At 71.5% G+C, this 12,891-nt stretch carries 11 protein-coding genes; 6 read left to right on the plus strand and 5 right to left on the minus strand.

The window, feature by feature from the left end; translation table 11 throughout:
• Positions 1-11 precede the first annotated feature (11 nt).
• Both ACFZBD_RS22585 and ACFZBD_RS22590 read right to left on the minus strand, forming a co-directional pair.
• Positions 12-803 carry a hypothetical protein gene (locus tag ACFZBD_RS22585; RefSeq protein ID WP_391142148.1) on the minus strand — a complete coding sequence of 264 codons (792 nt, stop codon included), beginning with the start codon at positions 801-803 and terminating at the stop codon, positions 12-14.
• A 31-nt stretch (positions 804-834) separates the two neighbouring features.
• Positions 835-1,959: a CorA family divalent cation transporter gene (locus ACFZBD_RS22590; RefSeq protein ID WP_391142151.1), complete on the minus strand. Its 1,125-nt coding sequence runs from the start codon at positions 1,957-1,959 to the stop codon at positions 835-837.
• 294 nt (positions 1,960-2,253) lie between these two features.
• On the opposite strand from ACFZBD_RS22590, the gene ACFZBD_RS22595 reads away from it, so the two are divergent.
• On the plus strand, positions 2,254-3,369 hold the full coding sequence (locus tag ACFZBD_RS22595; RefSeq protein WP_391142153.1) for a DNA glycosylase AlkZ-like family protein: 1,116 nt from the start codon (positions 2,254-2,256) through the stop codon (positions 3,367-3,369).
• 92 nt (positions 3,370-3,461) lie between these two features.
• Here ACFZBD_RS22595 and ACFZBD_RS22600 read toward each other — a convergent pair whose 3' ends face one another.
• Entirely contained in the window at positions 3,462-4,322 is an 861-nt protein-coding gene (locus tag ACFZBD_RS22600; protein WP_391142240.1) for a LuxR C-terminal-related transcriptional regulator, read from the minus strand.
• A 127-nt stretch (positions 4,323-4,449) separates the two neighbouring features.
• On the opposite strand from ACFZBD_RS22600, the gene ACFZBD_RS22605 reads away from it, so the two are divergent.
• The gene (locus ACFZBD_RS22605; RefSeq protein ID WP_391142155.1) at positions 4,450-6,126 is read left to right on the plus strand and encodes an AMP-binding protein; all 1,677 of its coding nucleotides are present in this window, start codon (positions 4,450-4,452) and stop codon (positions 6,124-6,126) included.
• Positions 6,123-7,730, plus strand: a complete 1,608-nt coding sequence (locus ACFZBD_RS22610) for an AMP-binding protein (protein WP_391142158.1) — start codon at positions 6,123-6,125, stop codon at positions 7,728-7,730. Before ACFZBD_RS22605 ends, ACFZBD_RS22610 begins: the two co-directional genes overlap by 4 nt.
• Before the next feature lie 164 nt (positions 7,731-7,894).
• On the opposite strand, the gene ACFZBD_RS22615 is transcribed toward ACFZBD_RS22610, so the two are convergent.
• On the minus strand, positions 7,895-8,443 hold the full coding sequence (locus ACFZBD_RS22615) for a GNAT family N-acetyltransferase (RefSeq protein ID WP_391142160.1): 549 nt from the start codon (positions 8,441-8,443) through the stop codon (positions 7,895-7,897).
• A gap of 22 nt (positions 8,444-8,465) precedes the next feature.
• The gene (locus tag ACFZBD_RS22620; RefSeq protein WP_391142162.1) at positions 8,466-9,191 is read right to left on the minus strand and encodes a TIGR04222 domain-containing membrane protein; all 726 of its coding nucleotides are present in this window, start codon (positions 9,189-9,191) and stop codon (positions 8,466-8,468) included.
• 743 nt (positions 9,192-9,934) lie between these two features.
• Between ACFZBD_RS22620 and ACFZBD_RS22625 the strand changes: the two genes are divergently transcribed.
• From ACFZBD_RS22625 to ACFZBD_RS22635, 3 genes are all read left to right on the plus strand, one after another.
• Positions 9,935-10,765: a methyltransferase gene (locus ACFZBD_RS22625; protein ID WP_391142164.1), complete on the plus strand. Its 831-nt coding sequence runs from the start codon at positions 9,935-9,937 to the stop codon at positions 10,763-10,765.
• Between the two features lie 85 nt (positions 10,766-10,850).
• Complete coding sequence (locus ACFZBD_RS22630) at positions 10,851-11,651, plus strand: hypothetical protein (protein WP_391142167.1); 801 nt, start codon at positions 10,851-10,853, stop codon at positions 11,649-11,651.
• A 31-nt stretch (positions 11,652-11,682) separates the two neighbouring features.
• Positions 11,683-12,891, plus strand: a complete 1,209-nt coding sequence (locus ACFZBD_RS22635; RefSeq protein WP_391142170.1) for a fatty acid desaturase — start codon at positions 11,683-11,685, stop codon at positions 12,889-12,891.

Raw genomic sequence — 12,891 nt, forward strand, 5'->3', positions numbered from 1 at the left:
CTGCCGGTCGGTCAGGTGCCGGGCGGCGGCGTGGCCGGATCCCGTGAAGGCCATGAGCCCGGCCGCCGTGGTGTGGGCCAGTGACTCCTGGAACCAGGCGTAGTCCTTCGCCTGCACGTGGCAGCCCCGTACGGATTCCTCACGTTCGCCTGGAACGGTGGGGCGTTCAGGTTCGGCTCACGGCCTTCCGCCGGGGACAGCCGGCCTCCGCTGCCGAGTGCCTGGAGTGCGTGGACGGTCATCGTGCCGCCGTCCGTCGGGAGCTGCGTGCTGAACAGCAGGCCGGGGGTCTCGTTCCACGCTCCGATGTGGACTGCTTCGGCGTGGGCCGAGGCGGAGGCCAGCTGCCCGGCGGAGGTGGCGGCGTCGCTGTGGTTGCCCTTGCATGCGAGGGGGATGACGAGGGACGGCTCTTCCGGCCGCCATACCTCGGCAAAGTTCTGGGGGCGGTAGCGGTACTTCACCTTCTCGCCCTTGTCCCTGGTGGTGAGGGCCCAGCCCGCGCGTAACGCCGTGTCGGCGGGGACGATCGTCACCGAGTGGTCGGGGAAGCGGCTGCCCAGCATGTGCTCGGTGAGCGTGAGCGCGAAGCCGATGCCGAGCTCGCCGGACTGCAGCGACTTGTAGTGGTCCGCGATGCGGTGGCCCTCGTCGGTGCGGCCAAGGAAGGAATTGCGACCGTGGGCCAGGGCCTGGGTGTACTTGAGCGCGCCCCAGTGTTCCGCCAGCCCGCGCCCCAGCGCCGCGCATTCTCCCCGGATTCTCCCCAGGGACAGGGGACAGCCCTTCTCGGGCATTCGCATTCGTGGAGTTGGTCAGGCGATCCGGGGGCCGCTACAGCCAGTCCCGCCTCTTGAAGATGACGTACAGGCTCGTGCAGACCACGGCCATCAGGAGAATCGCGAAGGGGTAGCCGGCTGCCCACTGGAGTTCCGGCATGGTTTCGAAGTTCATGCCGTAAATGGTTCCCACGAGTGTGGGTGCGAAGAGGATGGCCGCCCAAGCCGAGATCTTCTTGATCTCCTCGTTCTGCTCGAAGCCGGCTTCCGCCAGGGCGCGCATCTCCGCGTTCTGTTGTTGGGTGACCAGCGTCGCGTTGACCGTGAGGATCTCCGTCAGGGCCTGGCGGAAGCCGTCCACGCGTTCGCTGGTGTGGGTGACGTGGTCGGCGACGTCGCGGAGGTAGCGCTGGAGTTCCTCGTCCGTGCCGTATTTGGCGAAGCCGGCCATCAGGGCGTGCAGCATGCCCACCAGGGGGCGGGTCGCGCGTTGGAACTCGACCATTTCGCGGGAGAGTTCGTAGATGCGGCGGGAGACCGCGGGGTCCCCGCCGAAGACCTCGGTCTCGATCTCGTCGATGTCGTTCTGGACGCCCTCCACCACCGGGGCGTAGCCGTCGACCACCGCGTCGAGGATCGCGTACAGCACCGCCTCCGGCCCGAGCGCCAGGAGTTCGGGGTTCTCCTCCATGCGGTGGCGCACCGCCGAGAGGTCCGGGGCGGCGCCGTGGCGGACCGTGATCACGAAGTCCCGGCCGACGAAGACGTGCAGCTCGCCGAAGTCGACCTCCTCTTGGGCGTCGAGGTAGCGCGCCGCGCGCAGGACGACGAAGAGGGTGTCGCCGTAGCGCTCCAGCTTGGGGCGCTGGTGAGCCTCCAGGGCATCCTCGATCGCCAGCTCGTGCAGGTCGAACTCGGCTGCCAGCGAGTGGAGTTCGGCCTCCGTCGGACGGTGCAGGCCGATCCACGCCATGCCGTCCGGGTGCTTGCGGAGCTGGCGGAAGATCTCGGCGAGCGAGCCGGGGGAGGAGACCCGGTGACCTTCGCGGTACAGCGCCCCCTGCACCACGCTCGAGCGGGCTGCCGACCCCTCATCGGGATCGGCCGGCGGCGCCGGAGTGGTGTCGGCCGGCGGCTCCGGCTGACGCCGCCAGGCTGCGCGGGGGCGACGTTCCGGCATCGTGGGTCCACCCTTCGAGGTCGAGGTCGAGGTCGAGGTCGAGGTCGAGGCGGCGGGATCGCGCGGTCGAGGTCGAGGTCCTCGGCCCCCCGGGGACGTCGGCAGGATATACGGGGCGCCTCACGCCGGGGCGGAGGCGAGCCAGCGCCACCGCCGTACAAGACCACCGCCGCGCGCTCTCGCCGGCAGCACCACCCCCGCTGCCGCATCAAGCCCCCTCCCGCGGTGGAAAACTGCCCCTCCTCCGGCCCTTGCGGACCAAAACTGTCCTCAAGTCGCCGTACCGTTCCCACCATGGCCTCCACGACGAACGCCCCGGTCCTCACCGCCCGTGCCCTCGGGCGCGCCACGCTCGCGCGGCAGTCGCTGCTGAGCCGTACCGCGCTGTCCGCCGAGGACGCCGTCTCGCACCTTCTCGGGCTGCAGGCGCAGAACATCAAGCCGCCCTACTACGCACTCGCCGCCCGTCTCGCCGGCTTCCGGCCCGAGGCGCTCTCCGCGCTGATGGAGGAGCGGAAGGTCGCCCGGATCGTCACCATGCGGTCCACCATCCACACCCACACCGCCGAGGACGTGTTCACCCTCCGGCCCCTCGTGCAGGCCGCCCGCGACCGCGAGCTCACCCTCTTCCGCAAGGGTCTCGACGGCGTCGACCTCGACCGGCTCGCCGTCCTCGCCCGCGAGCTCGTCGAGGAGCGGCCCCGGACCCCGAAGGAGATCCGGGAGGCGCTCCTCGTGGAGTGGCCGCACGCCGACCCGCAGTCCCTCGGGACCGCCGCCCGCTGTCTGCTGCCGCTGGTGCAGGTCACCCCGCGCGGCCTGTGGCGCCGCAGCGGACAGGTGTGTCTGACCACCGCCGAGACGTGGCTCGGCCGCGCCGCCGAGCCCGCACCCGCCCCCGACGCGACCGTCCTGCGCTACCTCGCCGCCTTCGGACCCGCCTCCGTCAAGGACATGCAGACCTGGTCCGGCCTCACCCGGCTCCGTGACGCCTTCGAGCGCCTGCGCCCCCGGCTCCTCACCTTCCGCGACGAGCGCGGCGTCGAGCTCTTCGACGTGCCCGACGCCCCCCGCCCCGACGAGGACGTCCCGGCCCCGCCGCGCTTCCTCCCCGAGTTCGACAATGTGCTGCTCTCCCACGCCGACCGCTCCCGGCTCGTGCCCGCCGAGGCGAAGGACCGCACCTGGAAGGGGAATCAGGCGTACTGCGTCTTCCTCCTCGACGGTTTCCTCGCCGGGCTGTGGCGCCTGGAGGAGTCCAAGGAGCGCACGACGATGACCATCGAGCCCTTCGGCCGCCCCGGCAAGGCCCAGCGGGACGACCTGACCGCGGAGGCCGAGCGCGTGCTCGGCGTGATGGCGCGCGAGGGACTGCCGTACGAGATCCGGTTCGGCGCCGTCGCCCTCTAGGCGTCCACGCGTAGAGCCGTCCGCCGTGCAGCCGCCGTGCAGCCGCCGTACGCCGCCGCGTGGAGCCGGGTGTGCCTCGTCCCCCGGGGCGGTCACGGTCCGTCCCACGGCAGCAGCCCCGCCCGACGGGCCGTCACCACCGCCTCCAGCCGGGTGTGCGCCCCCAGCTTCCGCATGGCCGAGCGGAGGTACCCCTTCACCGTCTCCGGACGCAGGCCGAGCCGCGACGCGGCCACCGCGTTGGTCGCCCCCGAGGCCACCGTCGCCAGGACCTCCGTCTCGCGCGGCGTCAGCGTCACCCCCGGCGGCCGGTCGACCCCGTGCGCCGCCGTCCGCGGGCCCGGTCCGGCCGACGCCGTCTCCAGGCGTCCGCAGACCGCGAGCAGCCGCGCCCGCAGCTCCGGATCGCCGACCAGGAGCGCCAGCCCCCGCAGCTCCTCCTCCGCCTGCCGCACCTCCTCCCACGACGCCCCCGCGACCGCCCCAGACCCCGGCGCCGCGCCCGCCCCCGGCAGGCGCACGGGCCCGATCCGGGCCTCGTCCCTTACCGCCAGCGCCTGTTCCACGTCCCGGGCCGCCGCCACCGCCGCGTCGAAGACGCGGTCGCCGATCGGCAGCGCATCACGCAGCGCCCCGTACAGCACCCCCCGCACCTTCCGCCGTACGACGACGGGCACGGCGACCACCGACCGCAGCCCCTCCGCCGCCACCGGCCCGTCGTACTCGTGCGTGATGTGCCGGGCGGAGGCGTAGTCCGTGACCGCGCACGGCCGCGACAGGGCCAGGCACCTCCCGCCCAGGCCGCTGCCCGTCGTGATCGACAGACCGTGCAGGACCGGCGTCACGGCGCCGTCCACGTCCGCGATCCGCAACCGGCGGCCGTCGTGGAGCAGCCCGCCGAAGACCACCTGCAGCCCGGTGGTCCGGCGCAGTCGCAGCAGCGCCGCGCGCATCTCCCCCTCGTGCGTCCGCCGAGTCCGCTCGCTCACGGAACCTCTCCTTCACCCCCGAACGGGGGTAGTGAGACCTGGGTCACCGATTACACGATGTCCCTGACCGGTCCCGCAACGAGGAGGACACATGACGGCCACCAGCGCGACGGAGAGGTTCCGGGCCGCCCGGGACTTCCTGCTGGAGCACCGCGAGGACTACGCCACGGCGTACGAGGGCTTCGCCTGGCCCCGCCCCGAGCGTTTCAACTGGGCCCTCGACTGGTTCGACGTCATCGCGGCCGGCAACGACAGGACCGCGCTGCACCTCGTCGAGGAGGACGGTTCCGAGACGCGGCTGAGCTTCGCCGAGATGTCCGCCCGTTCCGCCCGGGCCGCCAACTGGCTGCGCGGACAGGGCGTGCGTGCCGGAGACCGGATCATCGTCATGCTCGGCAACCAGGCGGAGCTGTGGGAGACCGCGCTCGCCGCCATGAAGCTCCGCGCCGTCGTCATCCCCGCGACCCCGCTGCTCGGCCCGGCCGATCTGCGCGACCGGGTCGAGCGCGGCCGCGCCCGGCATGTGATCGTGCGCGCCGAGGACACGGACAAGTTCGACGACGTACCGGGGGAGTACACCCGGATCGTCGTCGGAGGCGAGCGCGCGGGCTGGGCCGGCTACGAGAAGGCGTACGGCGCGTCCGAACGCTTCGAACCGGACGGGGTCACCCGCGCGGACGACCCGCTGATGCTGTACTTCACCTCCGGTACGACCGCCCGCCCCAAGCTCGTCGAGCACACCCACACCTCGTATCCCGTCGGCCACCTCGCCACCATGTTCTGGATCGGACTGAAGCCCGGCGACGTGCATCTGAACATCTCCTCGCCCGGCTGGGCCAAGCACGCCTGGTCGAACCTCTTCGCGCCGTGGAACGCCGAGGCCACCGTCTTCCTCCACAACTACACCCGCTTCGACCCGGCCCGGCTGCTCGCCGAGATGGAGCGGAACGGGGTGACCAGCTTCTGCGCCCCGCCGACGGTCTGGCGGATGCTGATCCAGGCCGATCTCACGCAGCTGAAGCGCCCTCCGCGCGAGGTCGTCGCCGCGGGCGAGCCGCTCAACCCGGAGGTCATCGAGTCCGTACGCCGGGCCTGGGGCGTCACCATCCGGGACGGGTTCGGCCAGACGGAGACCGCCGTCCAGGTCTCCAACAGCCCGGGCCAGCGGCTCAAGGAGGGCTCCATGGGCCGGCCGAGCCCCGGCTTCCGGGTCACCCTCGTCGACCCCGTCAGCGGGCGCGCGGACGTCGACGAGGGCGAGATCTGCCTCGATCTCTCCAACGACCCGGTGGGCCTGATGACCGGCTACCACGGCGACCCCGAGCGGACGGCCGAGGCGATGGCCGGGGGCTACTACCGCACCGGGGACATCGGTTCCCGCGACGCCGAGGGGTACATCACCTACATCGGCCGGGCCGACGACGTGTTCAAGGCCAGTGACTACAAGATCAGCCCGTTCGAGCTGGAGAGCGCACTCCTGGAGCACGAGGCGGTCGCCGAGGCCGCCGTCGTCCCGGCGCCCGACCCGCTGCGGCTCGCCGTCCCGAAGGCGTACGTGGTCCTCGCGGAGGGCTGGGCACCGGATGCCGAGACCGCGAAGGTGCTCTTCGCGCACTCCCGCGCGGTGCTGGCGCCGTACAAGCGGGTGCGGCGCATCGAGTTCGCCGAGTTGCCGAAGACCGTGTCGGGCAAGATCCGGCGGATCGAGCTGCGCGAGCGCACCGCGAAGGGCGAGGGCACGGAGTACGCGGAAGGGGACCTCGCATGACGCTGTCGTACGCCCACGGGGCGAGCACCACCCCGCTCCTCGGGGACACGATCGGGGCGAACCTCGACCGGGCCGTCGCGACCTGGCCGGAGCGCGAGGCGCTGGTCGACGTCCCCGCCGGGCGCCGCTGGACGTACGCGCAACTCGGTGCGGACGTCGAGCGGTTGGCCGACGCGCTGCTCGGCAGCGGGGTCGCGAAGGGCGACCGGGTGGGGATCTGGGCGGTGAACCGCGCCGAGTGGGTGCTCGTGCAGTACGCGACCGCCCGCATCGGCGCGATCATGGTGAACATCAACCCCGCCTACCGTGCGCACGAGTTGGCGTACGTCCTGCGGCAGGCCGGCGTCTCGCTGCTCTTCGCCTCGCTGCGCCACAAGACGAGCGACTACCGCGCGATGGTCGAGGAGGTCCGCGCGGAGTGTCCGGAACTGCGCGAGGCCGTCTACTTCGGCGATCCGAGCTGGGACGCGCTGCTCGCCCGTCCCGCGGGGGGCCGCCGGCCGGCCGAGCTCTCCTGCGACGAGCCGGTCAACATCCAGTACACCTCCGGTACGACGGGCTTCCCCAAGGGGGCCACCCTCTCCCACCACAACATCCTCAACAACGGGTTTTCCGTCGGGGAGATGATCGCCTACACCGAGCACGACCGCGTCTGCGTGCCCGTTCCCTTCTACCACTGTTTCGGCATGGTGATGGGGAATCTCGCGGCCACCTCGCACGGCGCCTGCCTGGTCATCCCCGCCCCTTCCTTCGACCCCGCGGCCACCCTCCGCGCGGTCGAGGAGGAGCGGTGCACCTCGCTGTACGGCGTGCCGACGATGTTCATCGCGGAGCTGAACCTCCCCGACTTCGGGGCGTACGACCTCTCTACGCTGCGCACCGGGATCATGGCGGGTTCCCCCTGCCCGGTGGAGGTGATGAAGCGGGTCGTCGCGGAGATGAACATGGCGGAGGTGTCGATCTGTTACGGGATGACCGAGACCTCTCCCGTCTCGACCCAGACCCGCCGCGACGACGACCTGGAGCGGCGGACGGGTACGGTCGGCCGGGTCATGCCGCACGTCGAGGTGAAGATCGTCGACCCGGCCACGGGCCTGACGGTGGAGCGCGGGACGGCGGGCGAGCTGTGCACCCGGGGGTACAGCGTGATGCTGGGTTACTGGGACGAGCCGGAGAAGACCGCCGAGGCGATCGACCCGGGCCGCTGGATGCACACCGGGGACCTCGCGGAGATGCGGGAGGACGGGTACGTCAGGATCGTCGGCCGCATCAAGGACATGATCATCCGGGGCGGGGAGAACGTCTACCCGCGCGAGATCGAGGAGTTCCTCTACGGCCACGAGAAGATCGCCGACGTCCAGGTCGTCGGCGTGCCCGACGAGCGGTACGGCGAGGAGATCCTCGCCTGCGTGATCCCGCGCGACCCGGCCGACCCGCCGACCCTGGAGGACGTCACGGCCTTCTGCCGCGACCGGCTTGCGCACTACAAGATCCCGCGCCGGGTGGAGATCCTCGCGGAATTCCCGATGACCGTGAGCGGGAAGGTACGGAAGGTGGAGCTGCGACGGCGGTACGGGGGTGAGGGCGGGGGCGGCGCGCGCTGATCCGCCGCGCCGCGCCGCGCCCGACCAGGGTCCGGGGAGCGGAAGCGCTCACCCGGCCCCCAGCCGGGCACCCGTCCCCGGGGCCGTCGGCATCCGCCCCGCCGCGCGCGCCTCTCGTCTCCCGCCCGGCCGGAGGCCGGGAGCGCCGCCGCGCGCCCCCCTCGTCACCCGCCCGGCCGGAGGCCGGGAGCGCCGTCCCCGGCCAGCTCCCGGCGCATGCACACCCGCGGCCAGGTCGCCAGGCCGTGCGCCGCCTCGGCCCGTTGGATGGCCCGCAGGCCGGCGGTGAGCGCCGGGTCCGCGTCGGTGAGGGCGCGGAAGCCGAGGCGGGTGTAGTACGGCGCGTTCCACGGCACCTCGCTGAAGGTCGTCAGCGTCAGCGCGGTCAGCCCCCGCCGCCCCGCGCCCGCGGCCAGGTGCTCGATGAGCGAGCGTCCGATGCCGCGGCGGGCGGCGGCCGGGTGCACCGAGACCTGTTCGATGTGGGCCGCCCCGTCGACCGGGTCCGTGAGCAGATAGCCGATCGGGAGGTCGGCCGCGTCGGCCGCCACCCAGGCGCGGCCGGCCCGCCGGTAGGTGTCCAGGACGTCCAGGGAGAGCGGTTCGTCGTCGGCGATGGCCGCCATGCCGAGGGAGCGGAAGGGCTCGCCCGCGGCCCGTTCGATGTCCTGGAGCACGGGGAGGTCGGTCGGTGTGGCCGCTCGGATGCGCATACGACGAGTATGGCGCGCGGCCTCAACGGGTGTCGCGGGCCAGCAGACCGCCGTCGCGGGAGAACCGGGGCAGGAACAGGGCGAGGGCGGGGTCGCCGTACAGCGCGACGTACAGCTGGACCAGCTCCCCGTCCGAGACCTCGGCGCGGTCCGCCGGCAGCGGGTGCCGCTCGCGGAGCCCCGCCAGGAGCCGGTGCGCGGCGCGCGAGGTCGGCGGCAGCCGGAGGAGCACCGCCGCCCCCGCCAGCGGGACGGCCACCAGGGCGAGGGCCAGGACGAGCCCGCCGCCGGACGGCATGGCGGTCAGCAGCCCCGCCGCCAGCGTGAGCGGTACGCAGCCGAGCAGGGCCCGCACGAGCGGCGCGCGCCCCGGAGGCCGTACGAGACCGGCGCGCCCCAGCTCGCCCCACAGCGCGTCGACGGCCCGGCGCGCGGCCGGGCGGGCCGCCAACGCCCTTATGTCCAGAGCGCGTTGAAGTGAGCGGTGCACTCCGAGCTGTATCGGGTCGCGGGTCTGTCCCGGGCCGCCGTTGGCGCGAATGGTGCCCTTGCGCCCGGCGGCCACGGCTCCCCGCTGGTGCAGGGCGACGAGGGCCACGGTGACGGCGGCCCGCCGTCCGCCCCGCAGGAGGGCGAGCGCCTGCGGAGACAGCTCCACCCCCCGCGGGCTGCGGTTTCGCAACAGAACCGCCGCCGCGACCAGTTGGCCGCAGGCCGCGGCGAGGAACCACCACATCTCGATCGGCATCACGCCCACCCCCCAAGGGAGTTGTGCCCACGAGAAGCTTGATCGTCACGCGGCGCATGGCCGGATTCCATGGCCCGTAACGCCCGTTTGTGGGGTGGTATCCACCCTTTCTGAGCTCGGAATCATTTATTCCAAGCACCGCACAACTTTCGAGTAGCGTAATTGGCCGATCGCGAAAGGTTGACGGACGGCATTCCCGATCATTAGCTTGTCGGATGCCGCGCACACCATGCCCGGCCGCACGGCCTGAAATACTGCTCGACTCCCTGCAGAGGATCACCCCTTCCTCGCAGGTCCGAATACGGTCACCCGCCAGCCGGAGGCAGTACGTTGTATGAACACCCGAAAACGGGTGGGTTTGCGCTCGTGGCGTTCCCCCCACCCGTACAGTCCTTCACGCACCTTTCCCGCCCCCGCCGGGCCCCCCTGATCTGCGTCGGGGCCCCTGTAGCGAGCCAGTCGGCGGTGTTCTGACGGTCGTCCCGGTAGACGGCCCATCCTCTGCGGTTGCGAACCCATATCACGTCCGGCGTGCCTAGTGCGTCCTTTTTCCGCACTCCGTCACATGCCTGAGATGTGTCATGCCCATGCCCTTTTGAGGCCCATTCCGCATCACCTTTTCCCGACCCTTTACTGACGATCATTTTGCCTGGCTGGAAATCGCCTGCCTTGGTCCGGACTTTTATCGGACACGGGTGAATTCCGGCTGTCCGCCGTACACGAGTCGAAAGGTCCCGGCTGCGATGACCCACGCCCCCACTAAGGTCCTCACCAGGAAGCGCGTCCTGCCCAGCGGCGAGAACGGATCCCTCTGGGCCGCGCGGCCGTCCTACGGCGTCTTCGAGTTCCGCGGCAGGAAGCTGCGCATCGGCGTCGACGACCCTTCCGAGGTGCTGTTCCCCACCGACTGCGGCCTCAGCTTGGTCGCCGCGCTCGACGGTGAGCACGCCCTGGACCTCGAAGGCGTCCGCGCGCTCGACGTCGGCTGCGGTTCCGGCCTCTACACCGTCGCGCTGCTCGCCGCCGGCGCCGCGCACGTGACCGCGCTGGACATCAACGCCGCCTCGGCGCCCGAGACCCGGTCCAACGTCGAGCTCAACGGCCTGGACACCGGGCGCCTCTCCTGCGTGACGGCCGACCTGGCGCAGTACACCCCCGCCACCAAGTTCGACCTGGTCGTCACCAACCCGCCGCACCTGCCGCACGACCCGAGCTACGCCACCGACAACGGCCTCGAGACCGCCCTGGTCGCCGGCCGGAACGGCCGCGCGCTGTACGACGCCGTCGTCGCCCGCATGGACGACCTCCTCGCCCCTGGCGGCCGGCTGATCATGGCGCACTCCTCGCTCGCCGACGTCCCGCGCACCATCGCCGATCTCGAGATGCGCGGCTACGAGTGGCGCACGCTCGAAGTGTGCGAGATGGACATTCCGCTGCTGGCCTACGCGGAGCACAAGGAGACCATGCTCGGCATTCTCGAGGCCCAGCGGGCGATCGGCAGCGCCGAATTCGAAGGAGAGCGGTTCTCGGTCCACGCGCTGGAGTTCCGGCGGCCGGCCGACGCCGCGCTGTGAACCCCCGGAACTCCGCCGCGCGTTCCGAGCCGCAATTCAGCCCGCAGAGCTCCGCACCGCACCACCACACCACGAGGGACATCAGATGACCGCTGAGACCGCTGAGGGAAGCACGCTGCGCGTCACGGCAGCCGAGGTGAACGGACTGCTCGGCCGCTATATCACGGAGACGTTCGACGCCGACCGGAAGGCCGCGCTGCGCGAGCAGTTCGCCTCGGAACACATCGTCCCGCTCCGGCAGCTCTGTCCGCCCGAACTCTTCGCGCCGATCAAGGACGAGGCCTGCTCCATCATGGACAGGTACGGGGTGAACCACGACCTCGTCTTCGAGATCACCGACAACACGCCGCGCAGCATGACCACGGTCGGGCAGCCGGTGATCAAGGACGAAGGCCCGCTGATCGACGCCTTCTACTTCTCGTCCGAACTTCTCGGATTCGTCTCCGACATCGTCGGCGAGCAGGTGCACTCCTGCCCGTACGCCGGCGAGCACTACGTCATCAGCCGCCTCGGCAGGTCCGGTGACACCCACGGCTGGCACTGGGACGACTACACCTACGGCATCATCCTGGTCCTCGAAGCCCCGCACTACACCGAGGGCGGATTCGTCCAGGCCGTCCCCCACACCTCCTGGGACAAGGAGAACCCGGACGTCTACGGCGCCCTGATCAGCAGTCAGGTCCGTTCGTACGCGCTGGAGGCGGGCGACGCGTACGTCGTCAAGACCAACACCACGATGCACCGCGTGCACCCCATCCGCGGCGAGGGCCGCCGCACCATCGTCAACATGACGCTGGCCAGCTCCGAGGACCTGACCAAGTCGCTGACGCACGAGACCAACGACACCCTCTTCGGTGGCGTCCGGGACCCCCGAAGTGCCGGCTGAACCGATGCGGCCGTCCACCGAGGAGCCGTCGGTGCCCTCCCGTGAGCCGATGCCGTCCCACCGCACCGAGACCCCGCGCGCCGGCGACGGCGTGCGCCCCGGCCGGTCGACACAGCCGCGTGAGACGATGCGCGGCCTGCCGCGCGCCGTGCAGCCCTTCCTGACCTGGGTGACCGGAGTGCCCCTGGCCGGTGCCCGGCCGCGGGTGCTCTGGCGGCCGACCCTGGCCCTGATCGCCGGGGCCGTGCAGACCGCCTTCGGCATCGCCCTCGGCGTCTACGCGCTGACCTGCCCGTGGTACGTCCTCGTCCCGCTGGTGCTGCTCTCCTGGCCCACCACCGCCGGCGGCATGCGCCGCCTCGACGTGGTCGTCGTCCACCAGACGCTGCACAAGATGTTCACCGGCTCCACCGCCGGGAACCGCGTCGTCAGCGAGATCATCACCACCCTGCTGTGGCGCCCGCCGTACGACGGGAACCGCCAGGAGCACCTCACCCACCACGCCTTCCCCTGCTCCCTCAAGGACGGCGACACCGTCTACCTGCAGAGCACCGGCGCCCGGCCCGGCATGACCCGGCGGGAGTTCCGGCGCTACCTGCTCAAGGCCGTCCTGTCCCCGGCGCACCACTGGGGTTTCCTCTCCAGCCGGATCCGCGCCAACTTCCTCGCCCGGTCGCCGCTCTACCGCATGGTGATGGCGTACACCTACCTCGCCGGCACCGCCGCCTTCCTCTGGTTCACCGGCTGGTGGCTCCCCTGGCTGCTCTTCTGGTTCCTCCCGGCCACCTTCTTCTTCCAGAACCAGACCCTGCTCTACACCCTCAGCGAGCACCGCTGGTGGCTGTACGACAACGCCGAGCGGCTCACCAAGGCCCAGCGCGACCAGCTCACCTTCGGCCGCTTCTGCGGCGCGCCCGTCCCGGACACCACCGGCGCCGGACCGCTCGCCCGCTGCGGCGCCTGGACCGGCTGGTGGCTGCGCATGGTGCTGCTCTACGCGCCGTACCGGACGTGGATACTCGTCGGCGACACCGTCCAGCACGACCTCCACCACGTCCGCCCGAAGGTCGACTGGGCGAACTCCTCCTGGATCCGCAACGAGGACCTGGCGACCGGCAACGCCGAACGCTACTTCGAGGCGTGGGGCGGCCTGCTCACCCACGTGTACGTCGGCAACAGCGTCCGCGACTGGGTCACCGCCACACCGTCCGCACCACTCACCACCACCAGGACGGGGTGA

This window comes from Streptomyces sp. NPDC008121, assembly GCF_042957155.1.
Taxonomy (GTDB): domain Bacteria; phylum Actinomycetota; class Actinomycetes; order Streptomycetales; family Streptomycetaceae; genus Streptomyces.